The 26,478-nt window shown below is 62.2% G+C and carries 27 protein-coding genes; 21 read left to right on the forward strand and 6 right to left on the reverse strand.

Features of this window, described 5'->3' with window-relative positions; translation table 11 throughout:
- Window positions 1-54 precede the first annotated feature (54 nt).
- From JOE41_RS04570 to glmS, 3 genes are read right to left on the reverse strand one after another with little or no spacing between them, the layout of a single operon-like run.
- A complete protein-coding gene (locus JOE41_RS04570; RefSeq protein ID WP_209751134.1) occupies window positions 55-1,569 on the reverse strand; it encodes an NAD(P)H-hydrate dehydratase in 1,515 nt (504 codons plus the stop codon).
- Between the two features lie 57 nt (window positions 1,570-1,626).
- The gene (locus JOE41_RS04575) at window positions 1,627-1,974 is read right to left on the reverse strand and encodes a holo-ACP synthase (protein ID WP_011692749.1); all 348 of its coding nucleotides are present in this window, start codon (window positions 1,972-1,974) and stop codon (window positions 1,627-1,629) included.
- A 5-nt stretch (window positions 1,975-1,979) separates the two neighbouring features.
- Entirely contained in the window at window positions 1,980-3,872 is a 1,893-nt protein-coding gene (glmS, locus tag JOE41_RS04580) for a glutamine--fructose-6-phosphate transaminase (isomerizing) (protein ID WP_209751136.1), read from the reverse strand.
- Between the two features lie 124 nt (window positions 3,873-3,996).
- Here glmS and coaA point away from each other — a divergent pair, with 124 nt between their 5' ends.
- The 4 genes from coaA to JOE41_RS04600 all read left to right on the forward strand — a co-directional run bounded on the left by coaA (window position 3,997) and on the right by JOE41_RS04600 (window position 7,680).
- Window positions 3,997-4,971 (forward strand): type I pantothenate kinase, encoded by a 975-nt coding sequence (gene coaA / locus JOE41_RS04585; RefSeq protein ID WP_197024893.1) that lies wholly within the window; start codon window positions 3,997-3,999, stop codon window positions 4,969-4,971.
- Window positions 4,972-4,976: 5 nt separating this feature from the next.
- Window positions 4,977-5,876 (forward strand): D-alanyl-D-alanine carboxypeptidase family protein, encoded by a 900-nt coding sequence (locus JOE41_RS04590; RefSeq protein WP_209751137.1) that lies wholly within the window; start codon window positions 4,977-4,979, stop codon window positions 5,874-5,876.
- Window positions 5,877-5,969: 93 nt separating this feature from the next.
- Window positions 5,970-6,365 (forward strand): large conductance mechanosensitive channel protein MscL, encoded by a 396-nt coding sequence (gene mscL, locus JOE41_RS04595; RefSeq protein ID WP_043429950.1) that lies wholly within the window; start codon window positions 5,970-5,972, stop codon window positions 6,363-6,365.
- A 130-nt stretch (window positions 6,366-6,495) separates the two neighbouring features.
- Window positions 6,496-7,680, forward strand: coding sequence for a hypothetical protein (locus JOE41_RS04600; protein ID WP_209751139.1), 1,185 nt, complete (start codon window positions 6,496-6,498; stop codon window positions 7,678-7,680).
- On the opposite strand, the gene glmM is transcribed toward JOE41_RS04600, so the two are convergent.
- A complete protein-coding gene (glmM, locus tag JOE41_RS04605; protein WP_209751141.1) occupies window positions 7,677-9,023 on the reverse strand; it encodes a phosphoglucosamine mutase in 1,347 nt (448 codons plus the stop codon). The genes JOE41_RS04600 and glmM overlap by 4 nt on opposite strands.
- Before the next feature lie 163 nt (window positions 9,024-9,186).
- Here glmM and JOE41_RS04610 point away from each other — a divergent pair, with 163 nt between their 5' ends.
- Window positions 9,187-11,013, forward strand: a complete 1,827-nt coding sequence (locus JOE41_RS04610) for a glycosyltransferase family 39 protein (protein WP_209751143.1) — start codon at window positions 9,187-9,189, stop codon at window positions 11,011-11,013.
- Between the two features lie 53 nt (window positions 11,014-11,066).
- On the opposite strand, the gene rpsI is transcribed toward JOE41_RS04610, so the two are convergent.
- Window positions 11,067-11,573 (reverse strand): 30S ribosomal protein S9, encoded by a 507-nt coding sequence (gene rpsI, locus JOE41_RS04615; protein ID WP_043482963.1) that lies wholly within the window; start codon window positions 11,571-11,573, stop codon window positions 11,067-11,069.
- Between the two features lie 38 nt (window positions 11,574-11,611).
- Window positions 11,612-12,055, reverse strand: coding sequence for a 50S ribosomal protein L13 (gene rplM, locus JOE41_RS04620; RefSeq protein ID WP_011692756.1), 444 nt, complete (start codon window positions 12,053-12,055; stop codon window positions 11,612-11,614).
- Between the two features lie 322 nt (window positions 12,056-12,377).
- Here rplM and JOE41_RS04625 point away from each other — a divergent pair, with 322 nt between their 5' ends.
- The 16 genes from JOE41_RS04625 to JOE41_RS04700 all read left to right on the forward strand — a co-directional run bounded on the left by JOE41_RS04625 (window position 12,378) and on the right by JOE41_RS04700 (window position 26,470).
- Complete coding sequence (locus JOE41_RS04625) at window positions 12,378-13,061, forward strand: A24 family peptidase (protein WP_245200931.1); 684 nt, start codon at window positions 12,378-12,380, stop codon at window positions 13,059-13,061.
- A 222-nt stretch (window positions 13,062-13,283) separates the two neighbouring features.
- A complete protein-coding gene (locus tag JOE41_RS04630; RefSeq protein WP_209751148.1) occupies window positions 13,284-13,478 on the forward strand; it encodes a Flp family type IVb pilin in 195 nt (64 codons plus the stop codon).
- A gap of 122 nt (window positions 13,479-13,600) precedes the next feature.
- Window positions 13,601-13,792 (forward strand): Flp family type IVb pilin, encoded by a 192-nt coding sequence (locus tag JOE41_RS04635; RefSeq protein ID WP_209751150.1) that lies wholly within the window; start codon window positions 13,601-13,603, stop codon window positions 13,790-13,792.
- A gap of 107 nt (window positions 13,793-13,899) precedes the next feature.
- Complete coding sequence (locus tag JOE41_RS04640) at window positions 13,900-14,307, forward strand: TadE/TadG family type IV pilus assembly protein (RefSeq protein WP_209751152.1); 408 nt, start codon at window positions 13,900-13,902, stop codon at window positions 14,305-14,307.
- Window positions 14,295-15,341: a Tad domain-containing protein gene (locus JOE41_RS04645; RefSeq protein ID WP_209751154.1), complete on the forward strand. Its 1,047-nt coding sequence runs from the start codon at window positions 14,295-14,297 to the stop codon at window positions 15,339-15,341. Before JOE41_RS04640 ends, JOE41_RS04645 begins: the two co-directional genes overlap by 13 nt.
- A 93-nt stretch (window positions 15,342-15,434) precedes the next feature.
- Window positions 15,435-16,169, forward strand: coding sequence for a Flp pilus assembly protein CpaB (locus JOE41_RS04650; RefSeq protein ID WP_245200627.1), 735 nt, complete (start codon window positions 15,435-15,437; stop codon window positions 16,167-16,169).
- Window positions 16,169-17,368 carry an AAA family ATPase gene (locus tag JOE41_RS04655; protein WP_209751158.1) on the forward strand — a complete coding sequence of 400 codons (1,200 nt, stop codon included), beginning with the start codon at window positions 16,169-16,171 and terminating at the stop codon, window positions 17,366-17,368. Before JOE41_RS04650 ends, JOE41_RS04655 begins: the two co-directional genes overlap by 1 nt.
- Window positions 17,365-18,846 (forward strand): CpaF family protein, encoded by a 1,482-nt coding sequence (locus JOE41_RS04660; RefSeq protein WP_209751160.1) that lies wholly within the window; start codon window positions 17,365-17,367, stop codon window positions 18,844-18,846. The genes JOE41_RS04655 and JOE41_RS04660 overlap by 4 nt, the downstream gene beginning before the upstream one ends.
- A gap of 2 nt (window positions 18,847-18,848) precedes the next feature.
- Entirely contained in the window at window positions 18,849-19,790 is a 942-nt protein-coding gene (locus tag JOE41_RS04665; RefSeq protein WP_209751162.1) for a type II secretion system F family protein, read from the forward strand.
- An 11-nt stretch (window positions 19,791-19,801) separates the two neighbouring features.
- Entirely contained in the window at window positions 19,802-20,680 is an 879-nt protein-coding gene (locus tag JOE41_RS04670) for a type II secretion system F family protein (RefSeq protein WP_209751164.1), read from the forward strand.
- A 395-nt stretch (window positions 20,681-21,075) separates the two neighbouring features.
- On the forward strand, window positions 21,076-21,315 hold the full coding sequence (locus JOE41_RS04675) for a Flp family type IVb pilin (RefSeq protein WP_209751166.1): 240 nt from the start codon (window positions 21,076-21,078) through the stop codon (window positions 21,313-21,315).
- A gap of 118 nt (window positions 21,316-21,433) precedes the next feature.
- Complete coding sequence (locus JOE41_RS04680) at window positions 21,434-21,823, forward strand: TadE/TadG family type IV pilus assembly protein (RefSeq protein WP_209751168.1); 390 nt, start codon at window positions 21,434-21,436, stop codon at window positions 21,821-21,823.
- Window positions 21,811-22,863 (forward strand): pilus assembly protein TadG-related protein, encoded by a 1,053-nt coding sequence (locus tag JOE41_RS04685; protein ID WP_209751170.1) that lies wholly within the window; start codon window positions 21,811-21,813, stop codon window positions 22,861-22,863. Before JOE41_RS04680 ends, JOE41_RS04685 begins: the two co-directional genes overlap by 13 nt.
- Window positions 22,864-22,907: 44 nt before the next feature.
- On the forward strand, window positions 22,908-23,681 hold the full coding sequence (locus JOE41_RS04690; RefSeq protein WP_209751172.1) for an RcpC/CpaB family pilus assembly protein: 774 nt from the start codon (window positions 22,908-22,910) through the stop codon (window positions 23,679-23,681).
- On the forward strand, window positions 23,678-24,874 hold the full coding sequence (locus JOE41_RS04695; RefSeq protein WP_209751174.1) for an AAA family ATPase: 1,197 nt from the start codon (window positions 23,678-23,680) through the stop codon (window positions 24,872-24,874). The genes JOE41_RS04690 and JOE41_RS04695 overlap by 4 nt, the downstream gene beginning before the upstream one ends.
- Window positions 24,875-26,470: a CpaF family protein gene (locus JOE41_RS04700; protein ID WP_209751176.1), complete on the forward strand. Its 1,596-nt coding sequence runs from the start codon at window positions 24,875-24,877 to the stop codon at window positions 26,468-26,470.
- Window positions 26,471-26,478: the final 8 nt, after the last annotated feature.

Consider the following 26,478-nt stretch of genomic DNA (forward strand, 5'->3'; position numbering starts at 1 on the left):
ACTACTAGTAAGTAGGTTTAGTAATTGTTTGTTGCCGCGGTTTACGCAGAATGATTACAAGGTCCGCATCACCTCGGGCAGGGATTGAGCGATGGCACCGGCGGTCACAGGGCCGCCGGCTGAGGCAAGGGTCCCTGCGCGGCCGTGCAGGCTCGCCGCCATGGCGCCGATGGCCGCCCAGCGCTGGTCCGCGGAGATCCCGCAGGCCGCAAATCTTTCCTCGTCATCCGAATGCTGGGCCAGCAGGGACCCGAGCACCCCGGCCAGCACGTCACCGCTTCCGGCAGTTGCCATCCACGGCGTGGCTTCAGCCTGGCTGAAAACAGGGCCGTACGGCGCAGCCACCAGCGTGGTGGCGCCCTTGAGCAGGACTGTGGCTCCGGTCCTTTCAGCCGCCTGGCGCACGGCGTCGAGGGTGGCACCGTCAATTCCCTGCCGCCCCAGGTCGATCCCGTACCGCTGCAGGACGCGGGCCAGCTCGCCGCCGTGCGGTGTCAGCACCACGTGCGGAGGCAGGGCATCAGGAAGGGCAGGCAGCGCACCGGCGTCGGCGGCCACTGGCAGTCCCGTCTCCACGGCGTCGCGGACCCGCTGCAGCTGCTCGCGGTCGCCTTCGGCGATCCCTGAACCGACCAGCCACGCCTGGACGTGCGCGTCAGCCACGTTGTCCGGTCCGCACACCACCTCCGGGCAGGCCTGGCGCACCAGACGGGTCGGCTCGGGCGGGCCAAGGTACCGCACCATCCCGGCGCCCGCTGCGAGGGCGCCGCGGCAGGCGAGGACGGCAGCTCCCGGATACTGTTGCGATCCCGCCACGACGCCCAGGACGCCCCGGGTGTATTTGTGGGAGCGGCGCGTCGGCGGGGGCAGCAACCGGGCAAGGTCGGCGGATTCCAGGCGCCTCAGCACCGGCGACGGCAGTTCGGTTTCAATGCCTATGGGAATGACCAGGACGCGCCCGGCATGGTCGGCGCCGGGATCGGCGAGCAGCCCGGCTTTCGCTCCGCCGAACGTCACGGTGAGATCGGCCGGAAGGACCGGATCATAGGCCTCGCCGGTGTCGGCGTTCACGCCGCTGGGAATGTCGCAGGCCACCACAAACCCGTGCGCGGCGGCGCGCAGCTTCCCGATGAGGGATGCCGTGGCGCCGTGGAGCCCGCCTTGGGCTCCGGTCCCCAGCACCGCGTCGATCACGACGTCGGCACTGGCGGCTGCCGCTGCCAGCTCACCGGCGTTGTGGTCGGTGAGGGTCCGGGCGCGCCCGCCGGCCCGTTCAAAGGCGGCCAGCCCGTCCGGGTGGGCCTCACCGGCGGTGAGCACCGCCGTCGTACGCAGTCCGCGGGCGGCCAGGAAGGCGGCGGCGAAGAGCCCGTCTCCCCCGTTGTTGCCTTTGCCGGTAAGAACCGCCACGCTGGCCCCGTAGGGGCGGATCCCCCGGGCAACGAGTTCACGGACAACGGCGTTGGCCAGGCCGTAGGCGGCCCGCTGCATCAGAACAGCGCCTGCCCCGGAAAGAAGAAGGGGCTTTTCGGCCTCACGAATCTGGATGCCGGTGTAGGCGCTGATCATTGGTTCAGTCCAATCGGTGCTGGGTCCGCTGCGGGCCGTCAGGTGGAGAGTGCGCGCTTACCCTTCCGCGAGGACGGTCGCCGTGGCGATTCCGCCGTCGTGGCTCATCGACAAGTGCCAGCGCTTGACGCCCTTGGACTCGGCGACGGCCAGCACGGTGCCCTTGACCTGGATGGTGGGTCCGTTCTGGTCAAGGCCGATCCAGCAGTCCTGCCAGTTCATGCCGGCGGGAGCGCCCAGGACCTTGGCCACGGCTTCCTTGGCCGCAAAGCGCGCGGCCAAGGAGCGCGTGTTCAGCTCGCGCTCGGCAGGGACGAACAGCCTGTCCCGGAGTCCTGGGGTCCGTTCCAGCTGCCGGCCGAACCGTTCAATGTCTACGACGTCTACGCCAATACCAACAATCATGCGGCTTATTCTACGGTCACGCTCTTGGCCAGGTTGCGTGGCTGGTCCACGTCATATCCCTTGGCCGTGGCAAGTTCGAGGGCGAAGATCTGCAGCGGCACGGTGGCCAGCAGGGGCGCCAGGAGCGTGGGGGTTTCGGGGATGTAGAAGACGTGCTCGGCGTACGCCTTCACGGCCTCGTCACCCTCTTCGGCGATCACGATGGTCTTCGCGCCGCGGGCCCGGACCTCCTGGATGTTGGAGACCACCTTGGCGTGCAGCGAGTTCCGGCCTCGCGGAGAGGGAACCACCACGAACACCGGCTGGCCTTCCTCGATCAGCGCGATCGGGCCGTGCTTCAGCTCGCCGGCGGCGAAGCCTTCGGCGTGGATGTAGGCGAGCTCCTTGAGCTTGAGCGCGCCTTCCATGGCAACGGGGAACCCGACGTGACGGCCCAGGAACAGTACCGACTTGGCGCCGGCCATGGAGCGGGCAAGTTCCTTGATCTCGCCCTCGTGGTCCAGGATCTCCTGGATCTTGGCCGGGATCTTACCGAGATCGGCCAGGATGTCCTTGATCTCGCCCTGGAACTTGTTACCGCGCAGCTGTGCCAAATACAGTCCCAGCAGGTACGCCGCCGCGATCTGCGCCAGGAACGCCTTGGTGGAAGCCACCGCGATCTCCGGACCGGCGTGCGTGTAGAGCACGGCGTCTGATTCACGCGGGATGGTGGACCCGTTGGTGTTGCAGATGGAGAGGGTCTTGGCGCCCTGTTCCTTGGCGTACCGCACGGCCATCAGGGTGTCCATGGTCTCGCCGGACTGCGAAATGGACACCACCAGGGTGTTCTCGTCCACGATGGGGTCGCGGTAGCGGAACTCGTGGGAGAGCTCCACTTCCGTGGCAATCCGGCACCAGTGCTCAATGGCGTACTTGGCCACCTGGCCAGCGTACGCGGACGTGCCGCAGGCCAGCACGATGATCTTGGTGATGCCCTTCAGGTGCTCGGGGTCAATACGCATCTCGTTGAGCGTGAGCTTGCCGTCCAGGTCGTAGCGGCCCAGGAGGGTCTTGGCCACGGCGTCCGGCTGGTCGTGGATTTCCTTCTCCATAAAGGAGGGGAAACCACCCTTTTCCGCCGAGGACGGGTCCCAGTCCACGTGGTATTCCTTGCCGTGGGCAGGGGCGCCGAAGAAATCGGTGATCGCCACGGTGTCCGCGGTGATGGTCACGATCTGGTCCTGGCCCAGTTCCACCGCCCGGCGAGTGTAGTCAATGAAGCCGGAAACGTCAGAGCCGAGGAAATTCTCCCCGTCACCCAGGCCCACCACGAGCGGCGAGTTGCGCCGGGCGGCCACGACGACGTCGGGCTGGTCCGCGTGCACGGCCAGCAGCGTGAAGGCGCCTTCGAGCCGCTGGCAGGCAAGCTGCATGGCTTTCGTCAGACCGCCGTTGGCGGCATTGCCGTTCAGCTGGTTGCGGAAGATGTCGCCGATCAGCGCCGCGGCCACCTCGGTGTCCGTCTCGGACGCGAACACAGCGCCCTTTTCGAGCAGCTCCAGCTTGAGCTCGGCGAAGTTTTCGATGATGCCGTTGTGGATCAGGGCCAGCTTGCCGCCGTCGGACAGGTGCGGGTGCGCATTCTGGTCCGTGGGCCCACCGTGCGTGGCCCAGCGGGTGTGGCCGATTCCGGTGACGGAATCAGGCAGTGGCCTGGCCTCCAGCTCCGCGAGCAGGTTGCTGAGCTTCCCTGATTTCTTGCGGGACGAGATGATTCCGTCCGAGACCACGGCAACGCCAGCCGAGTCATAACCCCGGTACTCCAGGCGGCGAAGCCCCTCAAGGACAACGTTCAACGCGTTGTGCCCACCATTTACCCGGCCCGATGAATGGCCTACGTATCCTACGATTCCACACATAGAGCCAAGCTTATATGGCGGAGCGGTCCGCTGACGTTCGTTGCGGCCGCGGCGGGGCAGCGCCCGGGCCCCTGACAGCGGATGCGTCGGGCTCCATTTCGCTCTCAGCGTCGCGGAGGGCAGAATCTCTAACGTGACTTTGCAACGCAATGAAGCGAATGGAGAGGGTGTCTCCCCGTTCGTGGAGCTGGACAGGCAGACCTGGTCCCGGCTCGCAGCCCAGATGGAACAGCCTCTGAACGAAGAGGACGTGGTCCGTCTCAGAGGGCTCGGCGATCCGCTGGACATGAAGGAAGTCCGCGAAGTCTATTTGCCGCTCTCCCGGCTGCTTCACCTCTATGTGGAGGCTGCGGGCCAGCTGCACGCAGCCACCACCACGTTCCTCGGCGAACAGACGCAGCGCACGCCCTTTGTGATCGGCGTGGCCGGTTCCGTAGCTGTGGGCAAGTCCACCATCGCCCGCGTGCTCCGCGAGATGCTCCGCCGCTGGCCCGGCACGCCCAACGTGGAGCTCATTACCACTGACGGTTTCCTGTATCCCCTGGCCGAGCTCAAGCGCCGGCACCTCCTGGAGCGGAAGGGTTTTCCGGAGTCGTATGACCGCCGCGCACTCCTCCGCTTTGTGAGTGAGATCAAGGGCGGCGCGGAAGAGGTCCGGGCGCCGTGGTACTCCCACGTCACGTACGACATCGTGCCGGGCAAGGAAGTGGTGGTCCGCCGGCCCGACGTGCTGATCGTGGAGGGGCTGAACGTCCTGGCCCCGGCCCGTCCCCGCCACGACGGCAAGCAGGGGCTGGCGCTGAGCGATTTCTTCGATTTCTCCATCTATGTGGACGCCAAGACCTCCTACATCGAGGAATGGTATGTGGACCGGTTCCGCAAACTGCGCACCACCGCCTTTGCCCAGCCGGAGTCCTACTTCCACCGCTATGCCACTCTGTCCGATGAGGAAGCCGAAAGCACCGCCCGCGATATCTGGAAGCGCATCAACGAGCCCAACCTCGAGGAAAACGTGCTCCCCACGCGGGGCCGGGCACAACTGGTGCTCACCAAGGAAGCAGATCATTCGATCCGCCGCATGCTGCTGCGGAAGGTCTAGCACACGTGTGCCACAACTGTTCCCCCGCTGTCGCCGCCGCGGCGCCGAGCAGGCGGTCCGTCGCCAGGTTCCTGGCCGCAGGCGCAGGACTGACCGCCCTGGCAGCCTGCACGCCCGACGCCGGGACCCGGCCGCCGTCGTCGTCCTCCGCGTCTGCAACGTCCGCCTCCGCCTCGCAGGCGGTAGCGCCGTCGACTGCAGGGCCGGCGACGTCCCCCACGGTCACGGAACCGGGCACGACGCCGCCGGCGGTTCCCACCTCCGCACCGACGCCCACTTCGCCTGCGGCCGGCCTGGCTCAACAGCATTCCCTGACGGACCCCGCCAGTCCGTGGCTGGTAGTCAACAAGCACCGCCCGCTCTCCCCCGCCGACTATGTCCCGGCGGACCTCGTCCAGCCGAACATCGCTCTGGCAGTTTCCGGCGAGGCAGCCCAGCTGAACAGCACGACGGCGGCCGCCGCGGAGCAGATGTTCGCCGCGGCGGCCGGCGACGGCGTCACCATGACCCTGGCGAGCGGCTACCGCTCCTACGGCACACAGGTGGCGACGTACAACAGCTATGTGGCGTCCCGCGGGCAGGCAGAAGCGGACACGGCCTCGGCCAGGCCGGGCTTCTCGGAACACCAGACCGGCTGGGCCTTTGACATCGGCGACGGCGGCGGGGCGTGCAGCTTCCAGCCGTGTTTCGCCGAACAGCCGGCGGCGGTGTGGGCCAAGGCCAACGCGCACCGCTTTGGTTTCGTGGTGCGGTATCCGTGGATGTCCCACGAGGTCACGGGTTACTACTACGAATCCTGGCACTTGCGGTTCATCGGCGTGGAGGCGGCAGCGGACATGTCAGCCAAGGGCATTGCGACGCTGGAGGAGTACTTCGGACTGGAAGCGGCGCCGGGGTATCTCTAGGGCTGCTTCGCACTCGGGTTGACAGCCGACACGGCTCTGCGAAATTACCCTGCAGTCACATCGTGTTCACAGGGCCGCGCTAGTCTGGGTCGCATGTTGACCGGATTTAAGAATTTCATCATGAAGGGCAACGTCGTAGACCTTGCCGTGGCCGTGGTCATGGGTGCGGCTTTCAGCGCCGTCGTGACCTCAATCGTTGAAGGGTTGCTGACCCCGCTGATCGGCCGCCTGTTCAATGCCAAGGGCATTGAGGACATGCAGTGGGAAGGGTTCATGTATGGCTCCGTCATCTCCTCCGTCATTTCGTTCCTGCTCGTCGGCGCTTCCATCTATTTCGTGGTCGTCCTGCCGATGAACCACATGATCGAACGCCGCAACCGCAGGCTCGGAATTGGTACCGAGGTCAAGGAAGAGGCCGCCGAGGACCCACAAATCGCCCTCCTCACTGAAATCCGCGACTCACTCCGGAGCGGCAGCACACGGGCTTAGCTCCTGAGTGCAACGAAAAAGTGGTCCGTCTCCGACTGGGGCGGACCACTTTTTAGACGGTGCGGCCCCGGGTTCAGAGGTCTACGCCGCTCCATTGACACGGCAACGGCACGGCTCGAATAATTGCGGAATGGGGGAATTTAAAATCATTCAGCAAACGATAGTCACTCCGGTCGTCCCGCGAATCCCGCACTACTACCTTTGGTTCATAGGCGCCATTGCCTTGGTAATCAGGTTTTGTCTTTTTCCATATGTCAGCGACGATTCCACCATTTCCCTGTTGCCTTGGATGTCAGAGTTCCGAGAACACGGTGCCTCGGCATTAGGTGGAGAATTCTCCAACTACAATTTTCCCTATCTGTTCTTGATGTTCCTGGCCAGCATGCTCCCTTTGGAACCCCTGTTCGCAATCAAGTTGGTTTCCTTACTTGGGGACTGCCTCCTCGCCCTATCGGTCGGCGTTCTTGTCCGGCAGTTCCGGCCTGCGAGGCTTCGTCCCGCAACGGCGGCCTTGCTCGCGCTTTTCCTTCCGACCGTGCTACTCAACGCCAGCATGTGGGGCCAAAGCGATTCCATCTACACCTCGTTCCTGCTACTGGCTATGTGGAGAACACTGAAGGATGACGGCCGAGGCGCCTGGTTGTGGTGGGCAGTTGCCGTTTCATTCAAGCTCCAAGCTGTTTTTTTCCTACCAGCGTTGGTGCTCATTTCCTTCCGAAATCGTTACAGCCTCGCGCTCCCACTCCAAGCCGCCGGGGTATGGGCGCTGTTGAGCATACCTCCGGTGTTATTCGGTCGTTCATTGAGCAGTACATTGGGTGTCTACATCAACCAGACCCAGGACGGTGACCTATGGGTTGGTGCCGCCAATATCTATTCCTGGTTCTTCACTGTTTCAGCCTCCGAGGGCAGGCTTCCGGCGCTCGCGATCTGTGGTTCCGTCCTTTTGTTGACGGCATACGCGTACTGGCGGGGGCCGGATTCCGCTGAACGGCAGGTCCTTCTAGCGGTTACAGTGCTGGCCGTTTGCCCGCTTTTGCTCCCCCAGATGCATGAGCGCTATTTCTTCGCCGCCGAGGTAACGTCCTTGCTTCTCGTGGGACATAAGAAGCTGTTCATCGTTCCCATGCTGTTTGCCGCAACCGGCTTGGTCGTGTATTACATGTATTTCGCTGGCCTTCACTACCTCTGGCCATGGTGGCTAGCCTCGATCGTTCAGTGCTTGACGGTTGGAATGCTGGTGCGCACCCTCTCGCAGAAAGCTGACCAGTTCGTAAAAGGTAGTGTCAGTTCGCTAGTCCGTAACCAGGTCTAGAGCGCAAGTTCCGTGCGGACCACCTGAGCTAGGCGCTCGGCGATTGATTCAGCAGTTGCCTCGTCGCCCGCTTCGACCATGACCCGTACAACCGGCTCAGTACCTGATGGGCGCAGTAGGATGCGTCCCGTGTCGCCAAGTTCCTCTTCAGCGGCGGCCACGGCCGCTGCGAGGGATTCGGTGCCAGTGACGCGCGTACGATCGACGCCGCGGACGTTGATGAGAACCTGCGGAAGCTTGGTCATCACCGTAGCGAGTTCTTTCAATGACTTGCCCGTGAGTGCCACCTGGGCGGCCAGCTGCAGGCCGGTCAGGAGGCCGTCGCCGGTGGTGGCGTGGTCAGCGAAGATTACGTGGCCGGACTGTTCGCCGCCGAGGTTGTAGCCGCCGTCGCGCATTTCCTCAAGAACGTAGCGGTCCCCCACCGCAGTCTCGCGGATCGTGATGCCGGCGTTGCGGAGGGCGATCTTCAGGCCGAGGTTGCTCATGACGGTGGCCACCAGGACGTTGTCCTTGAGCTTGCCGGATTTCTTCAGCGCCAGGGCGAGGATGGCCATGATCTGGTCACCGTCCACCTCGTTGCCTTCGTGGTCGATGGCAAGGCAGCGGTCGGCGTCGCCGTCGTGGGCGATGCCCAGGTCGGCGCCGTGTTCCACTACGGCCTTCTGGAGGGCGCCGAGGTGGGTTGAGCCCACGCCGTCGTTGATGTTCAGGCCATCGGGCTCAGCGCCGATGACCACGATCTCGGCACCGGCGTCGTTGAAGAGCTGCGGTGAACAGCCGCTGGCGGCACCGTGGGCGCAATCGAGGACCACCTTCAGCCCGTCCAGGCGGTGCGGCAGGGTCCCGAGCAGGTGGACGATGTAGCGGTCCTCGGCGTCTGAGAAGGTCTGGATTCGGCCTACGTCGCCGCCTGTGGGTCTGACAGGATCTTTGCCCATCTGCGCCTCGATGGCATCTTCCACCTCGTCAGGGAGCTTCTGCCCGCCCCTGGCGAAGAATTTGATGCCGTTGTCCGGGGCCGGATTGTGGGAGGCGGAGATCATGACGCCGAAGTCGGCGTTGAGGTCGGCCACCAGGTAGGCGGCGGCAGGAGTGGGGAGGACGCCGGCATCGTAGACGTCGATGCCTGAACTGGACAGTCCCGCCGAGACGGCTGCCGAGATGAACTCACCGCTGGCACGCGGGTCGCGGGCCACTACGGCGCGCGGGCGGGCGCCGTCTGTGCTGCGTTTATGGCCGAGGACGACGGCGGCCGCTTGCGCCAACTGCATCGCCAGCTCTGCTGTGAGCAGGCCGTTTGCCAGGCCCCGGACACCATCTGTTCCAAATAATCTAGACATCGGGTCAAGTTTAGACGAGCCAGCGTCTGTTCGGTTCTCTCACGAGTAACTCCTTGCATTGTGGCCACATCTGCGTTCACTCGCCCACACTGGCGCTGTCTGCTGTATGTTCACCATGAGAAGACAAAGCAGGCGCGAGTCGCCGACACAGAAGGTGGGGGCCGTGAGTCGTCGTGAAACCGCATGGTTTTCAACCTTGCTCTTGGTAGCTGCTGCACTATATCTATGGAATCTGCCGCTGAACGGTTGGGGCAATGGCTACTATGCTGCGGCAGCACAGGCCGGGGCGTCCAACTGGACGGCGTTTTTCTTTGGTTCATCTGATGGCGGCAATGGCATCACCGTGGATAAGCTGCCAGGGAGCATCTGGGTGGCGTCCCTGTCAGTCAGGCTGTTTGGTTTGTCGTCGTGGAGCCTGCTCGTCCCGCAGGCCCTAATGGGCATCGGAACGGTGGCGCTGACATACTTGATTGTCAGGCGGCACTTCAAAGCCAACACCGCACTTCTTTCTGGCGTTGTCCTCCTCCTAACACCGGCGGCGGCAATCATGTTCCGCTACAACAATCCGGATGCCCTGCTGACATTCCTGCTGACGTTGGCCGTCTACCTTACACTTCGGGCAGCTGAAGACGGACGGTGGCGGTGGATTCTCCTAGCGGCTGTCGCTATCGGGATTGGCTTCCTAGCCAAATCGGCCCAAGCCCTCCTGTTATTGCCAACACTAGGGCTCGTGTTTATGTATGCTGGCCCCGGCCGCATGAGGAAGCGCATAGTCCAGCTAGCAACGGCATTTTTGGTAGTCGTTCTTGTTGCGGGCTCCTGGGTTGCAATCGCCGAAAGCACACGAGCCGCTGATAGGCCCTATGCTGGCGGCTCATTTGGCAATAGCTTTGTGGAGGTCTTGCTCCGCCAGAATGGTCTTGGACGCATTCTTGGTGCCGGTGCAGGCGGGACCGCGGGGAACGAACTACTCAGGCCAGGGGCACTTAGGCTCCTGGTGTATCCGTCCTTTGGTTCGCAGGGCTCATGGCTCATTCCAATCGCCCTAACGGCCCTTCTTTGCTCCTTGGTCCTGCTTCGGCGCGCCGTTCGTTCTGACCCGCGACGAGCGCTGGTTCTTTTGGCAGGCGGCTGGTTCCTTACCTACGCCGCCACATTCAGTTTCATGAACGGCGTCATTCACCCCTATTACCTCGTCACCATTGCCCCACCCATCGCCGTTCTTGTGGCTGTTGGTTGGCAGCTCGTATGGCCAGCCCGGAGGTGGTTACAGTTCCGTCTTGCCATGGCCGCATCCGTGCTCGCTGCAGCTGTATTCGCTTTTGGCTACTTGATCAATGGCGCAGGAGCAGGGCCGGCACTTGGGATCCTGGTCGTAGTGGCTAGCCTGATCGGCTGCGAGCTCATGGTTTTCCGCATTCGCAAGCGCAGAATCAGCCGGTTCACTGCAGTTACAGCAGCGATCGTTTGTTTCGTCGGACCGATAGCCTTCACGGTTTCTGCAGTTCAGGCCCGGCATACGGGTGCGTTGCCATCGGCCACGTTGCCCGGCAGCCCAACGGTTCTGGATTCGCCTGACCCAAGTCAGTGGCCAGAGACAAGCAGCAGGGCGCTTCGAGGTTCTGCGCTTGGCCACGCGGCCGAGCCTGCAGTCGTTTCCGAGCTGAAATTACATGCGTCCCGACACAGATGGGCTGCTGCGGCGCCCGGAGCGATCAATGCCGGAAACTACCAGTTGGCGGCGTCGTTGCCAGTCCTTCCGGTAGGAGGCTTCAATGGTGGGACGCCGTTTCCTACTCTCGAGCAATTCCAGGAGTTCATTTCCTCAGGACAACTAAAGTACTTCATATCGCACCGGGATGGCACAGACATTTCCGCGGAGGCTGGCTTTGCCAATGAAATATCAACTTGGGTGCGCGAAAACTACAAGCCACAATTGTACGGGGATACGGAACTTTTTGATTTGTCCGGGCCTCCCGAGGACGCCTGAAACAGCGGAAGCCCGCCCCACCAAATTGCGGGACGGGCTTCCGGTAAGCGGATTTAGCGCTTGGAGTACTGCTGAGCCTTGCGGGCCTTCTTAAGACCGGCCTTCTTACGCTCGATGACGCGTGCGTCACGGGTGAGGTAGCCGGCCTTCTTCAGGGTGGCGCGGTTGTTCTCGACGTCGATCTCGTTCAGCGAACGGGCGATGCCGAGGCGCAGTGCACCGGCCTGGCCGGAGGGGCCACCGCCGTGGATGCGGGCAATGACGTCGTAAGCGCCGTCAAGATCGAGGATCTTGAAGGGCTCGTTGACGTCCTGCTGGTGCAGCTTGTTCGGGAAGTAGTTCGCCAGCTCGCGGCCGTTGATGATCCACTTGCCGGAGCCGGGCACAACGCGAACGCGTGCAACGGCTTCTTTGCGGCGGCCAACAGCTGCGCCGGCAACGGTCAGTGCCGGGCGCTCCTTCTTCGGCGCAGCAGCTTCAGCAGCTCCGCTTTCCGAGGTGTAGCTGGTCAGGGTTTCCTCTGCCTCAACGGCTTCGGTGGTCTCTTCGTTCTGAGCCACGGTTCTCCTTGTATAGATAAGTTGTTTGGTGGCCAGGACTACTGGGCGACCTGGGAAATTTCGAAAGTCTTGGGCTGCTGGGCGGCGTGCGGGTGCTCTGCACCGCGGTAAACCTTCAGCTTGCCCAGCTGCTGTGCAGCGAGGGAGTTCTTCGGGAGCATGCCCTTGATGGCTTTCTCCACGGCGCGAACCGGGTTGGATTCCAGCAGCTCCGCGTAGTTGACCGAGGTCAGGCCGCCCGGGTAGCCGGAGTGGCGGTAAGCGCGCTTCTGTTCGAGCTTGGCGCCGGTCAGCGCAACCTTCTCGGCGTTGATGATGATGACGAAGTCGCCCATGTCCATGTGGGGAGCAAAGGTGGCCTTGTGCTTGCCGCGCAGCAGGATTGCGGTCTGGCTGGCGAGACGACCAAGGACAACGTCGGTGGCGTCAATGACGTGCCACTGGCGGTTGATATCGCCGGGCTTCGGGGTGTACGTACGCACGGTGTTTGCCTCGTTCTTGTTCTGGCGTTCTTGTTTAGGTGTCACGTAAGGGTGTGCACCTACTATCTATGCGCTACCGGAACAGAGGTGAGGGCTCTATGAATCCAGTGGTCCAGAAGTCTCGAATATGCCCGAGGAGTAGTTATCCTGCAACCGGATTCTCAGCGGGCACGCATCATCGAGAAAGGACACGCACAACGACTATCAAGAATAGCGGGTACAGAGGCCGCTGGTCAAAATAGGCTCTATGTAGCCAGCCTGCGCCGGTCCTGATGCCAGGTCGGGCGATACAACTTCAAGCTTAGGTGCCCCATTGACTGAAATGCCCCCGGTTGCTTTGCTGGTCACTGCCTGCGCCCTTTCGGGCCTCGCCGCAGCACCCAGTGCCCTTGCAGTCACGCGGCGGTTGCTCCCCGGCATCGAGCTGAGGCACGTCCGCTGGCATGCTGTTGCCGGCTCTGTGGCCACGGCAGCGCTGTTTGGGGCGATGGCGTGGCGGTTCGGCTGGTCCTGGGCGCTTCCGGCCTTCCTATTTCTCTGCGCAGCTGGTCTTGTGCTCTCCCGGGTTGACCTCGAGCACAAGTTATTGCCCAACAAGATGGTGGTTCTCACGCTCGGAATCGGACTCTTGCTGCTCCTCTTGGACGCCGGCACGAACCAGCGGTGGGGCAACCTGCTGGTAGCAGCCATCGGATGCGTCGTAACTTTCGTGATTTACCTGATTTTGGCCCTAATTTCTCCCCGCGGAATGGGGATGGGGGACGTGAAGCTCTCAGCACCACTTGGTTTGTACTTGGGGTACCTCTCGGTGGGGCATTTGATACTGGGTATCGCTCTTGGTTTCATTGTGGGCGCTGTGACCAGTGTGCTCCTTGTTACAAGCGGATTTGCGGGGCGGAAGACGTCAGTACCCTTCGGGCCGTCCATGTTCGCCGGCTGTGTCCTGGCAGTGCTGTGGGGTGCCGAGATCGGGCGGATTCTCCTGCCCTCCGTGTTCCCTCAGTAACCGTTTCCGAGTACACCAAGTAGTCGCGCACGTGGGCGGCCGGGATAAAGGGCTGTAACACCAAGTAGACGGCCGATTCTGGTGTCAAAAAGACGAGTACATCCACTCATTGTGTGGCTATTTGTGACTCCTGTATTCCTTAGTGCATCGAAGTTCCAGCAACACCTTCTCGGGGGAGTTGGGAATTCGAAGCCAATTCAGCACTCACTAAAGGAACACAAAATGAACTCTGCACTGGTCTCCATGGTTGCCTTTATCGCCGGCGTCAAGAACCGACTCACTCGCGAAGAGAAGGGCGCCACGATGGTTGAGTACGGCATCATGGTCGCCTTCATCGCAGTCTTGGTGATGGCTGCAGTCATCATCCTCGGCCCGAAGATCGCCGGCCTCTTCACGTCTGTTTCGACCGCCATCTAGGCTCCTTGGCTGCGGTGGCCTTCCCGGCCGCCGCAGCGAGCCACTTCTTCCGCCGGCTGGGGAACTCTTCGAGTGGCCGGGTCCTAAGGTAACAAATCTTGGTCTCACACAAGGAGCAAGTCATGAACTCATTCGTCGCAACAATCACGGCCGTTCTACACACGGCAAAGGGCAAGCTGCAAGACGAAAAGGGCGCCACGATGGTGGAGTACGGCATTATGGTCGCCTTTATTGCCGTGATCGTAATGGCCGCAGTCATAGTCCTGGGCCCGAAGGTCGCAGACCTTTTCACTTCTGTTTCGACAGCTCTTTAGCAATTGTCGAAGCCAGTGGGCTCTGGCGGTGGCACAACCGCCGCCAGGGCCCATTCCACTTATCAGGAACTATCCACCGCTCTAACAAAAGGTTTGGGGAGACGGTCTTGAAGTCAAAACGGAAAGAGCGCGGCGCAGTGGCCGTTGAGATGGCGATCGTTCTCCCGCTGCTGCTACTAATTCTTATCGGCATCATCGAATTCGGCCGAGTGCTTAATGTTCAGGTCTCACTGACCCAGGCGGCCCGCGAAGGGGCCAGGTACGCAGCCATCCACTACGACGACGCAAGCCTCAACGTTTCGGGGGCCGCACTCGGAGCCGCTCCTTCCCTATCAGGGCTAACGGTCACGGTTACGGACAACGCAAGCAGTTGCGCCCCGGGGGGAAGCGTCAAAGTGACCACCAAGGTGACCCTGCACTCAATGACCGGCTTCCTTGACGCCGGCTTCTTTGGCCAGCCTGTGATCTTTCCACTGTCCATGTCTGGAGTAGGAGTAATGCGATGCGGCGGTTAAGAGCCCAGAGCAAAGGACGGCACCGGGCGACCGGGACAGTCAAAGGCAACGAGCGTGGTGCGGCCTCAATTATCGTGGCCATCCTCCTCGTCGTACTGATGGGTTGTGCCGCCCTAGCTGTTGATGTGGGCGCGATGTATGCAGAGAAGGCTCAGCTTCAGAACGGAGCCGACGCCGCCGCCCTGGCAATCGCCGGCGACTGTGCCAAGGGAGCCTGCGGAACCCCGTCGGTGACTGGCTCAACCTACGCCAACAACAATGCAAACGACAGCACGAGCGGGGCCACCGTCTCCTTCCCAAACTCGACAACAGTTCGGGTGGTCACGAAGGCTCGAGCGGCAGGCTCTTCAACGGATGGATTTTCGCTTTTCTTTGCCCGCGTCATGGGCTTCCAGTCCGCCAATGTTGGCGCGACCGCCGAGGCAGTTTGGGGAACCCCGTCAAAAGGGACAACGTTGCCCTGGACCGTCAGTGAGTGCGTCTTCAAGAAGTACCTCTCGCCCACACAACTTGCATCCTTGAACTCGACCGGAACCTTTACGGGAGACCCAACGCCCACTCACATACTGCTGCGTTACGACACCAATGTCACAGCCCTGCCGGGTTGCGCCGCCCAAAATGGCTACCAGCCTGGCGGCTTTGGTTGGCTCGTGACCAACACTGGTTGCTCCACGAACATTAACATCGGCGCGACCATCAACGGCCAGCCGGGAAATCACTTCCCCAACGATCCGGCCTGCGACTCCGTGCTCGCCACGATCATGGACGAGCCTGTGCTCATCCCACTGTTCAGTTCGGCCACCGGGAACGGAAGCAATGCCGTCTACTCCTTGATCGGTTTCGGAGCCTTCCAGGTAACCGGCTACAAGTTCAGTGGGACTGGCGGCATTCTGGATCCCGCCGCACCGGCTTGTAACGGCAATTGTCGAGGCCTTCAGGGCTTCTTTGCCCGTTTTGTTTCGCTCGACGAATTCACCTTATCGAACAACGGGCAACCCAACTACGGAGCAAGCGTAGTTGCACTCACGCAGTAGACGCAGACCGTTCTAACCGCGGAACGGGCGCACTTAACACCAAGAAGGAGAATCAAAGTGAAATCACGCCTACTGGGAGGCATTGCAGCACTGTTGTTGGCAATCACCGGAACCGTACTACTGGTCGTGTACGTACAAGGAGCTGACAACCGGGCGCTGCAAGGGCTCGATCCCGTCAATGTGCTAGTCGTTAAGGAATCTGTTCCCGCTGGAACAAAGGCCGAAGACCTCAACGGCAAAGTTCAGCTTGAGTCGATGCCGCAGTCGGCAGTACCGGAAGGTGCCCTCGACCGACTCAATGAACAATCAGGCAAGATTACTTCCGTTGCCTTGGAACCGGGCGAACAACTTCTCGCAGCCAGGCTCGTGGACCCGCGGGACTTGTTGCCCGGAACTGTTCCGGTTCCCAAGGGCCTGGGCGAGGTCACGTTCCTTCTGGCACCTGAGCGGATCCTGGGCGGCCGGCTTGAAGCTGGCGACAAGGTCACCGTATACACGTCCTTCAAATCAGAAGACGAAATGCCTGCCAACGCCAATGTTCCTGCCGAGGTTAAAGGTTGGAAGCAGTCGACTGGCCTGCTCTTCCACGATGTCCTGGTGACAGCTGTTCAGAAGGCGGCACCGGAAACCAAGGACACGAGCTCCGGTTCGACAGACAAGACTGTGGCGATGCCGAATGGTTCGGCCTTCGTCACCGTCGCCCGTAGTGACGCCGATGCAGCCAAGATGGTGTTTGGAGCTGAATTTGGCACCATGTGGCTCGCAAAGCAGACCGACAGCACGGCTAAGTCGACTCCGCCGGTCACGACATTCGGTGGGCTGTACTAATGAGCCGCTTTGTAGCTATCACGGCAGTTCGTGACTTCGAGGGTCGCGTTCGGCAGGCCATTGCTAGCGCATTAAGCGGAGAACTGCAAACTCTGACGCCGGACGTCCTTTCCGGAGGTCCGGACGATGTGTTCAAGCAGCTCAACGGTGCACCGCCCGAGGTGCTGATCCTCGGGCCCGGCGTAACAGCTGAAGCCGCGTTGAAACTGGCCACGGTCTTCGATCTCCAGTACCCGGAGATCAGTCTCCTACTTGTTGCGGAGCCCAGCCCAGATTTGGTCTTGAAGGCGATGCACTCGGGGATCCGCGATGTGGTCACGCCAGAAATCGAGGTCAACGACCTCCGAGTGCTCCTGGAGCGGGCGTGTCTCGCCGCAGCCAGCCGGCGAAGAGGAATGGGCCCCGCAGCCGAACCTGACCAGGACCGTGGGCGTGTCATAGCAGTCATGTCGCCCAAGGGCGGCGTTGGGAAGACCACAGTCGCAACGAACCTGGCCATTGGTTTGGGAAAGGTTGCGCCCATGAGCGTGGTTATCGTAGATCTGGACCTTCAGTTCGGAGACGTGGCGTCAGGATTGCTGCTCGAACCCGAACACTCCATCACGGAGGCTGTGCACGGCGCCGCATCGCAGGATTCAATGGTCCTGAAGGCCTTTCTGACGGTCCATCCAGCGGGCATCTACGCACTGTGCGCCCCCCGCACGCCGTCCGAATCTGACTACATCACAGCTGATCACGTCAGCCGTCTGCTTAATCAGCTGGCGAGCGAGTTCAAATACGTAGTTGTCGACACTGCACCAGGTCTCGGAGAACACGTCCTTGCAACTCTCGAGTTGGCCACAGACGGGGTGTGGGTCTGTGGCATGGATGTTCCCAGCGTCCGCGGCCTGCGCAAGTGTTTCACTGTCTTGAAAGAGCTCCAATTGCTACCGCAAGGCCGGCATACCGTCCTTAATTTCGCGGACCGCAAGAGCGGGCTCTCAGTGCAGGATGTTGAAGCGACCATTGGGGTCCCGATAGACGCAGTGATTCCACGATCCCGGACTTTGCCGTACTCGACGAACCGTGGAATTCCCGTTCTGCAGAGCACCTCCAGAGACTCAGCTTCCAAAGGCCTTAAGAAACTGGTGGACCGCTTTGATCCCCAGTGGGTTTCCACTAATCACAACAAACTGCACCGACGGGTGGTTGTCTCATGAAACTTTCAGATCGTCTGTCCAGGACGCAAAGTGACGGTGCCCCGCAGCCTCCCAACGGAACAATCGGGGAGGTCCCTGTGGCAGGTTTGGTTTCGCCGCTGCCATTCACGTCGCCGGTCGCCGCCGGTGCCCCGGCCGTCCCTGCCACGGCTCCGTCACTCGGAGGCGGCCCGGTTGTCCCTGTCGTCGACGCGTTGGCTGGGCTCAAACAGCGCGCTGCACTCGCATTGTTTGAACGTATGGGAACGCGTTTCGGAGACACGTCGTCCTCGTCCGAAGAAGAACTCCGCGCGAGCGCCGTTGAGGAACTATCGGCGGTGATCGATCAAGAGCAGGTTCCACTCACGCCGGAAGAACGACGCCGCCTCATCCGTGACGTTGCCGACGAAGTCATGGGCCTGGGCCCGCTCCAGCGGCTACTGGAGGATCCGGCCGTCACCGAAATCATGGTCAATCGTTGCGACCAGATCTACGTCGAGCGCCACGGACATCTGTCGCTGACCGGATCGCAGTTCAGCTCGGATGATCACTTGCGGAAGGTAATCGAGCGTATCGTCTCCAAAGTGGGCCGCCGCATCGACGAATCGTCTCCACTGGTGGACGCAAGACTGGAGGACGGCTCGCGTGTCAATGCGATCATCCCTCCCTTGGCCGTGAACGGGCCATCGCTCACCATTCGCAAGTTCAGCCACGTGCCTCTGACAGTCCAGAACCTCATCGATTGGGGCTCCATGACTCCGGAAATGGCGGAACTGCTCAGCGCCTGTGTACGTGCGCGCCTGAACATCATCGTTTCCGGCGGTACGGGTACAGGTAAAACGACTCTGCTCAATGTGCTGTCCTCCTTCATTCCTGAAGAGGATCGCATCGTCACCATCGAGGACGCCGTGGAACTACAGCTACAGCAGGACCATGTGGTCCGCTTGGAAAGCCGGCCACCGAATATCGAGGGCAAGGGCGCAGTTACCATTCGCGAACTTCTTAGAAACTCGCTCCGTATGCGTCCCGACCGCATCATCGTAGGCGAAGTCCGCGGCGGCGAATCGCTGGACATGCTGCAGGCTATGAACACCGGCCATGATGGTTCGCTGTCAACGGTTCACGCTAACACCCCACGCGACGCGGTTGCCCGGCTGGAAACACTAGTCCTCATGGCCGGGATGGACCTCCCATTGCGCGCCATCCGCGAGCAGATAGCCTCAGCCGTTGACCTGATCATCCAGGTGACCCGTCTGCGCGACGGCAGCCGCCGGGTCACTCATGTCACCGAAGTCCAGGGCATGGAGGGAGAAATCGTAACGCTCCAGGATGCCTTCGTCTTCGACTATTCCGCGGGAATGGATGCCCAGGGCAGGTTCCTTGGCAAACCTGTTCCCACTGGAATCCGTCCGCGGTTCCTGGATCGCTTCGCTGACCAGGGCATCGCGGTATCCCCCGGCGTCTTCGGTGCCGCGACGGTGCCTTCAGGGAGGCGATAGCCATGGACTCGCCAGCAGTTCTCGCGTTTGCCATCTGCCTATGTCTCGCGGCATTGGTGGTGGTCTTCCTTGTGGTGCTCAAGCCCCGGTACGGTGCCATCCCTGTGGAGCGCCGACGCCTCTCCTCCGCGGCCGAAACATCCACAGTTAGCCGCTTCGCGAAATCAGCCGTAACCGCCGTGGACGGAGTTATCGGCGAATCGGGCGGGCCCAACAACCGGGCGGTGCTTTACAACGCCGGAGTCAAAATGGCGCCGGCTGACTTCACCGTTGCAGTCGGCATAGCTTCCCTCTTCGCAGGGGTGTTCGCATGGTTTCTGACGCACATCCTAGTCGGATTCCTCGTTGCGGCAGCTGTGCCGTTTGTCACCAAGCTGGTCCTCAATATCCTCACGGATAAGCGCCGCGGAAAGTTCGAAGCCCAACTGACAGACACCATCCAGATGCTCATTGGCGGACTCCGTGTCGGACACAGCGTCATGCGTTCGATCGAAGCGGCGTCGCAGGAAGCCGATGCACCTACTTCGGAGGAACTTGCCCGCATCGTCAACGAGACCAAGATTGGAAAGGACGCCCGAGTGGCGATCGAGGACGCTGCTGACCGCATGGACAGTGAAGACTTCCGCTGGATTGCCCAGGCTGTCCAAATCAACCGGGAAGTCGGCGGGGATCTGGCCGAAGTCCTGGAACAAGTGGCGGGAACCATTCGCGAGCGAAGCGACATCAAGGGCCAGATCCGATCGCTGAGCGCCGAGGGAAAGATGTCGGCGTACATCCTGATGGCTCTTCCGCTAGGCGTCGCTGTTTTCCTCGGAGTCATCAACCCTGGATACCTCAACGTCTTCGTCGAGCACATTGTCGGGATCATCCTGATGGTGGCCAGCATCATCATGTTCATCGTCGGCGGCTTCTGGCTTAGCCGCATTGTGAAAATCAAGTTTTAGGGGGCATCCAGATGAGCATCATGGTGTTTTCGCTCATTGCGTTGATTATTTTGCCAGTTACATTCCTCGCGTGGACGCTGGTGTCGATTGATCGGAGAGGGCAGGTTGCAGTCCAAACGAACCTGGGCCAGGGATTCACAGTCAATGGAAAACCCGTCATTCAGCGGACCCCGGCCCTGCTGGGTGCAGCGAAGAGATTGACTCCAACCGGATACGTCGGAAAGCTCGACCGCTGGCTGTCTCTGGCCGGAAGACCAGCGTCCATGCCGCTAGACAGGCTAATTGTTGCCAAGCCCAGTCTCGCGCTTGGCGGCGCCATGTTGGGACTGCTGCTCTTCGGCAATAGCCCGTCGCCTCAGACGTTTGCCTTGGGATTGGCAATCACCGCATTCTTTTATTTTCTCCCGGACCTGCTGATCTACAACAAGGGAATCAAGCGCCAGCAGGAAATCGAAATGGAACTGCCCAACACTCTCGATCAGATGCTCATCTCAGTCGAAGCAGGACTGGGTTTTGAGGCAGCCATGGCCCGCGCCGGACAAAATGGCAAAGGTGCACTGGCCCAGGAGTTAGTCCGGACACTCCAGGACATCCAGGTTGGACGCCCTCGGCAGGAGGCGTACGCGGCGCTGGCGGCACGGTCTTCTGTACAGGAGCTCCGCAGCTTCGTCCGGGCCGTGGTCCAGGCCGACAAGTATGGCATTGGAATAGCAAAGGTCCTCCGGCTGCAGGCCAAGCAATCCAGAATCAAGCGGCGCCAGCGGGCAGAAGAGAAGGCCATGAAGCTTCCGGTCAAGGTACTGTTTCCCTTGCTGCTTTGCATCTTCCCGGTCCTCTTCATCGTGATCCTTGGGCCGGCCGCAATCAACATCATCAAGGCGTTTAGCTAGGGCCTTCCAACGATCGGAGCCCTGGCCACACAGACCCGGCCTCCTTGGCACCCAGAACCGAGGAGTCCGTTGCCACCCGGCAGCGAGGGGCAGGATCTCGCACCGGGCGAAGGCCCTGAGCGCGTGTGAGTGCTCGTTCAGGGCCTTCCTGGGGAATCGAAACGCACACTCACGGAATCCGTACTCCCTCAGCTCAACAGGCTGAGGGAGTACTTTTGCGTGCGCGATTTCGCACCAGAGACGCAGCGAAAACGCAGGCTTTCCGCTTGCAGAGTGCAAGAGTTGCAGGCTTGGCGCAGGATGCTCAAAGATCGCTCCGGGAGCTGGTAAATGGTTGCTACTTTTTTGGCAGAGCTGGTGCAGGACCAGCCACCCAAACTCGCTCAGGAGTCCCCATGCTTTCTCTTTACACCAACCTCATGATCCGCCTTCGCAGCGACGAAAAGGGCGCCACCGCCGTCGAATACGGCATCATGGTTGGCCTCATCGCCGTCGTCATCATAGTCGCTGTCGGCCTCTTGGGCGGGACGCTGAACACGATGTTCGAACAAGTGAAGTGCCAGGTTGGCGGTGGCACGTGGACCGCCGTCGCGCAGACCACCACCACGGCAGCTGGCGGAACCTGCGCCCCGTAACCCCCTCCCCTACCTCTGACGTGCCACGGCACGTCACCCAACCAAGTGGCGGCGGCATCCAAGCCGCCGCCACTTTGGCTGTCACCACCCCTATTGGCCTGAACGGAAAGGCGCCACCATGTCCAGGGCATCCGAGCGCGGAGCCGTTGCGGTCGAGTTTGCGATCCTGGCGCCTGTCCTCGTCATGTTGCTCCTAGGCATCATGGAGTTCAGCCGGGCCTACAACGCCCAGGCCTCCCTCTCCGCCGCCGCCCGCGAGGGGGTCCGCGTCATGGCGATCACTGGCAAACAGGACGTCGCCAAAAACGCAGCGAGGACAACGGCGGTGTCCCTTAGTCCAGCGTTGAAGGACACAGACATCACCTTCGGGACGCCGTGTCCGGCCGTCGCCGCCGCGGGGTCAAGCCCGCAGATCACCGTCACCATCACTTACACGCTCAAAACGATGACCGGCATCGCCGGCCCGTTCGCCATGACCAGTAAAGGGGCCATGCTGTGCGGCGGCTGACACCCCGGACCGGGCAACAGAACAACAAGCACGACGGCGAACGCGGCGCGGTGAGCGTGATCGTGGCCATCTTGCTGGTGGTGCTCCTCGGCTTCGGCGCCATAGCCGTGGACGTCGGGATGCTCTACGCCGAACGTACCCAGCTCAGAAACGGAGCAGACGCAGCAGCCCTGGCCGTTGCCCAAAAGTGCGCCAAGAGTGCCCCCAGCTCGAGCGATGCAGACTGCTCCAACACTTCCACGCTGGCCGCAAGCCTTGCCAACTCAAATGCCAACGACGGCCGTAGCAACATCAAGTCCATTATTCTTGATACGGCCAATCGCAAAGTCACCGTAACGGCCGGCGCCCAGGAGAAGGGCAAATCCCCCAACGAAGTTTCGCTCTTCTTCGCCCGTGTGCTGGGCATGAACTCAGCCGAAGTCAATGCCCCTTCAACAGTGGTGTGGGGCAGCCCCGAAAAGGGGAGCTCTCCCTTTCCGATCACCGTGTCAGTTTGCCAGGTTCGCAACAGCACGAACATCATGCAATTGCTCCGGTTGCATGGAAAAAACGCCAACCTAGACTGCAATTACGGGCCATCGGGTGCATTCGTAGAGGGCGGCTTCGGGGGCCTTAAGCAGGATACCGGCGAGTGCGGCGCCTTCATCGATATCGCAAAGAGCACCGCCGGCGGAGATACCGGCAACAATGCGCCGCCAAATTGCGAGGCCACGCTGAACGGCTGGGCAGCGGAAATGAACGCCGGCAAGGACGTCATCGTTTTGCTGCCGATCTTCAATTCAGTGACCGGAACCGGAACCAACGCTATCTACGGACTGACAACGTTCGCCGCGTTCAAAGTGGCCGGGTGGAAGGTCGGCAGCTCGGGGCTTCCCTACACTTTCCGGAACCGGACACCCGACGTCCCGGCCGCCCTCGAATGCAAGGAACCATGCCGAGGCATCATCGGCACCTTCGTCAAATATGTTTCCCTGGCCAGCGGCTACACGCTCGGCCCGGTCAATCCTGACGGCGCCACCGTGGTTGTCCTCAGCAAATAATCCCTGCACCCCCCCCCGTTTTCCCATCAACACAGGAGCAGTCAGTGAAGTCACGTTTGTTGGCAGGGGTGGTGGCAGTCCTCCTGGCCATCGCCGGGGCGGTCCTCGTCGTCACGTACGCCCAGGGCGCTGACCAGCGCGCCGTCAAGGACCTGGACCCGGTGGGCGTACTCGTGGTCACCAAAGCCGTCCCCGCAGGCGCAACCGTAGACACAGTCAAAGCATCGGTGGCCCTGGAACAGGTGCCGGGCACCGCCGTCGCAAAATCCGCGCTGGACACCCTCGATGAATCCGCCGGCAAAGTGGCCGCCGCCGACCTCGTCCCCGGTGAACAACTGCTGGCAGAGAAACTCGTCGCGCCGGAAGATCTCCAGACCTCGGGTTCAATGAAAGTGCCAGCCGGCCTCCAGGAAGTATCCTTCCAGCTGGAGCCGCAGCGTGTGGTGGGCGGCCGCCTCCAGCCCGGCGACCACGTGGGCGTCTTCATCTCCATGAAGGCCGGCGGCGTCGAGGCGAAGGCCGACAAGGAGACCACCCAGCTCTCCATCCACAAGGTCCTGGTCACCGCAGTCCAGCGCGCCCCCGAAGGAGCGGCCGCCAAGCCGGCGCCGACGGCGAGCGCCGGAACGGAACCTGACCCCCGCGACGTGAACCTCCCCACCGGTTCCCTGATGATCACGGTGGCGGTCAACGACGTCAACGCCGGCAAGATCGTGTTCGCGTCCGAGTTTGGCGACTCGATCTGGCTCACCCGGGAGCCCCTCGACGCCGAGGACAACGGACCGCGCATCATGATTCGGCCGGACGTCTACAAATGAGCCGCTTCGTCCTGATCACGCCCGACGTCAGCTTCGACGGCCGCCTCCGCCAGGCCGTCGCCGGCGGCCTCCAAGGTGGCGTACAGACTTTCTTCACCAGCCTGCTCCCCGCTGACCCCAACGACCTGTTCGCCCACCTTGACCAGGAACGTCCCGAAGTACTCATCCTGGGACCGGACGTTCCCGTGGAGGAAGCGCTGCGGCTCGCCACAGTCATGAATGTCCGGTTCCCGGAGCTGAGCGTCATCCTCGCCAGCGAACCGGACCCGGACTTCATCCTGCAGGCCATGCGTGCGGGCATCCGGGACATCCTCTCCCCCGACTCCGACGCGGCGCAGATCCGGGTCCTCCTGGAACGGGCCAGCCAACAATTCGCCGGCAGGTACCGGGTTCAGGCAGCCCAGCCAATGACGGACACCAACAAAGGCCTGGTGATCGGAGTCTTCTCCCCCAAAGGAGGAGTGGGCAAAACCACCATCGCCACCAACATCGCCGTCGGACTGGGCAAGATCGCGCCGATGAGCGTGGTGATCGTGGACTTGGACCTGCAGTTCGGCGACGTCGCTTCCGCCCTCTACCTGGACCCCCAGCACACCGTCACGGACGCGGTCTCCCCCGCGGCTAGCCAGGATTCGCTGGTCCTGAAGGCCTTTCTCACGGTCCATCCGGCCAGCATCTACGCCGTGTGCGCTCCTCTGACGCCCGTCGACGCCGACGAGATCTCCCCGGAGCAGGTCACCCGGCTGCTGGAACAGCTCGCCGAGCAGTTCCAGTACGTGGTGGTGGACACAGCTCCGGGCCTGCCCGAAATCGGCCTCGCGGCCATGGAGCAGTGCACGGATGTGGTTTGGGTCAGCGGCATGGACATCCCCAGCGTCCGCGGCCTGCGCTCCGGCCTGGACGTGCTGCGCCAGCTGGACATCCTCCCGGAGACCCGCCACGTGGTGCTGAACATGGCCGATTCCAAGCTGGGGCTCACCGTCCAGGACCTCGAATCGACCATTGGGGCACCCGTGGACGTCAGCATTCCGAGGTCCCGCGCAGTGGCCCTGTCCACCAACCGCGGCATCCCCGTCCTCCAGGAGTCCGCCAAGGACCCGGCAACCAAGGGCCTGAACCAGCTCGTCAACCGGTTCAACCCCGCCTGGCGGGCCACATCGCAACGCAAACTGCACCGAAGGGTAGTGGTCTAGATGAAACTTTCAGAGCGCATCAGCGCAGCCCAGGCCAAGTCGCCCTCACGCACCCAAACCATTGCCCCGTCGTCGCCGGCTTCCCGCACAGCCACCGCAACCCTCGAGATGGACCGCCCGGAACTGCCCACCCGGCAGCCGGAACCGTGGACACCGCCAGCACCGGCAAAGCGGACGACGACGGCGGCACCGGCTGCCGCCGTCGTCGTTCCTCCAGCGGGCACAGACCACGCGGATGAGGTGAAACCGAAAGTCCAGCAGCCCGTGGACGCGTTCGCCGCGTTGAAGGAAAGGGCGGCCACGGCGCTGTTCGAACGCATGGGTTCGCGTTTCAACGACTCTGCCATCACCGAACTGGAGCTCCGGACGTCCGCCCGGGAAGAGCTCACCCGCATCATCGATGCCGAGCAGGTGCCGCTCTCCTCGGAGGAACGCACGCGCCTGGTGCAGGACGTTGCCGACGACGTGCTGGGCTACGGCCCCCTGCAGCGGCTGCTGGACGACCCCGCCGTCACCGAAATCATGGTCAACCGGATGGACCAGATCTACGTGGAGCGCAAGGGCCACCTCACCCTGGCCGACTCCCGCTTCAGCTCGGAAGAACACCTGCGGAAGGTCATCGAGCGCATCGTGTCCAAAGTGGGCCGCCGCATTGACGAGTCCTCTCCCCTGGTGGATGCCCGGCTGGAGGACGGTTCCCGAGTCAACGCGGTGATCCCGCCACTGGCCGTGGGCGGATCGTCACTGACCATCCGGAAGTTCAGCAAGGTTCCCCTCACCGTCCGGAACCTGATCGACTTCGGAACGCTGACTCCGGAAATGGCGGAGCTCCTGAACGCGTGCGTCAAAGCCAAGCTCAACATCATCGTCTCGGGCGGAACGGGAACCGGTAAAACCACCCTGCTGAACGTGCTTTCGTCCTTCCTGCCCTCGGACGAACGGATCGTCACCATCGAGGACGCCGTGGAACTGCAGATCCAGCAGGCGCACGTGGTCCGGCTGGAGAGCCGTCCGCCCAACACCGAGGGCAAGGGCGAGGTGACCATCCGTGAACTGCTGCGCAACTCGCTGCGTATGCGCCCCGACCGCATCGTGGTGGGCGAGGTCCGCGGCGGCGAGTCACTGGACATGCTCCAGGCGATGAACACCGGCCACGACGGTTCTCTCTCCACGGTGCACTCCAATTCCCCGCGTGACGCCGTGGCGCGCCTTGAAACCCTGGTGCTCATGGCCGGGATGGACCTGCCGCTGCGGGCGATCCGGGAACAAATAGCTTCCGCGGTGAACCTGATCGTCCAGATTTCGCGGCTGCGTGACGGCAGCCGCCGCATCACCCACGTAACCGAGGTCCAGGGCATGGAAGGCGACATCGTCACCCTCCAGGACGCGTTCGTCTTCGACTACTCGGCCGGCGTCGACGCCCAGGGCCGCTTCCTCGGACGCCCGGTGGCCACCGGGATCCGCCCGCGCTTCATCGACCGCTTCGAGGACCTCGGCATCCACGTCTCCCCCGCAGTCTTCGCCACGCCCGGCAGCCCGGCCGGGCCTGCAGGCCACTCCGGCCAGGCGGGCCACTCCGGCCAGGGAATCGCGTAGGGACGCCG

Origin of the sequence: Arthrobacter sp. PvP103, assembly GCF_017833075.1 — a bacterium.
Taxonomy (GTDB): Bacteria; Actinomycetota; Actinomycetes; order Actinomycetales; family Micrococcaceae; genus Arthrobacter.

What these genes read in the sequence shown, in the direction of transcription:
- JOE41_RS04675 (WP_209751166.1), top strand. Translation starts at nt 21,076, where the DNA reads ATGCTTTCTCTTTACACCAACCTCATGATCCGCCTTCGCAGCGACGAA.
- JOE41_RS04700 (WP_209751176.1), top strand. Translation starts at nt 24,875, where the DNA reads ATGAAACTTTCAGAGCGCATCAGCGCAGCCCAGGCCAAGTCGCCCTCA.
- JOE41_RS04600 (WP_209751139.1), top strand. Translation starts at nt 6,496, where the DNA reads ATGGGGGAATTTAAAATCATTCAGCAAACGATAGTCACTCCGGTCGTC.
- JOE41_RS04665 (WP_209751162.1), top strand. Translation starts at nt 18,849, where the DNA reads ATGGACTCGCCAGCAGTTCTCGCGTTTGCCATCTGCCTATGTCTCGCG.
- JOE41_RS04660 (WP_209751160.1), top strand. Translation starts at nt 17,365, where the DNA reads ATGAAACTTTCAGATCGTCTGTCCAGGACGCAAAGTGACGGTGCCCCG.
- JOE41_RS04630 (WP_209751148.1), top strand. Translation starts at nt 13,284, where the DNA reads ATGAACTCTGCACTGGTCTCCATGGTTGCCTTTATCGCCGGCGTCAAG.
- mscL (WP_043429950.1), top strand. Translation starts at nt 5,970, where the DNA reads ATGTTGACCGGATTTAAGAATTTCATCATGAAGGGCAACGTCGTAGAC.
- glmS (WP_209751136.1), bottom strand. Translation starts at nt 3,872, where the DNA reads ATGTGTGGAATCGTAGGATACGTAGGCCATTCATCGGGCCGGGTAAAT.
- JOE41_RS04680 (WP_209751168.1), top strand. Translation starts at nt 21,434, where the DNA reads ATGTCCAGGGCATCCGAGCGCGGAGCCGTTGCGGTCGAGTTTGCGATC.
- JOE41_RS04570 (WP_209751134.1), bottom strand. Translation starts at nt 1,569, where the DNA reads ATGATCAGCGCCTACACCGGCATCCAGATTCGTGAGGCCGAAAAGCCC.
- JOE41_RS04670 (WP_209751164.1), top strand. Translation starts at nt 19,802, where the DNA reads ATGAGCATCATGGTGTTTTCGCTCATTGCGTTGATTATTTTGCCAGTT.
- JOE41_RS04695 (WP_209751174.1), top strand. Translation starts at nt 23,678, where the DNA reads ATGAGCCGCTTCGTCCTGATCACGCCCGACGTCAGCTTCGACGGCCGC.
- JOE41_RS04645 (WP_209751154.1), top strand. Translation starts at nt 14,295, where the DNA reads ATGCGGCGGTTAAGAGCCCAGAGCAAAGGACGGCACCGGGCGACCGGG.
- JOE41_RS04635 (WP_209751150.1), top strand. Translation starts at nt 13,601, where the DNA reads ATGAACTCATTCGTCGCAACAATCACGGCCGTTCTACACACGGCAAAG.
- JOE41_RS04655 (WP_209751158.1), top strand. Translation starts at nt 16,169, where the DNA reads ATGAGCCGCTTTGTAGCTATCACGGCAGTTCGTGACTTCGAGGGTCGC.
- JOE41_RS04575 (WP_011692749.1), bottom strand. Translation starts at nt 1,974, where the DNA reads ATGATTGTTGGTATTGGCGTAGACGTCGTAGACATTGAACGGTTCGGC.
- JOE41_RS04625 (WP_245200931.1), top strand. Translation starts at nt 12,378, where the DNA reads ATGCCCCCGGTTGCTTTGCTGGTCACTGCCTGCGCCCTTTCGGGCCTC.
- glmM (WP_209751141.1), bottom strand. Translation starts at nt 9,023, where the DNA reads ATGTCTAGATTATTTGGAACAGATGGTGTCCGGGGCCTGGCAAACGGC.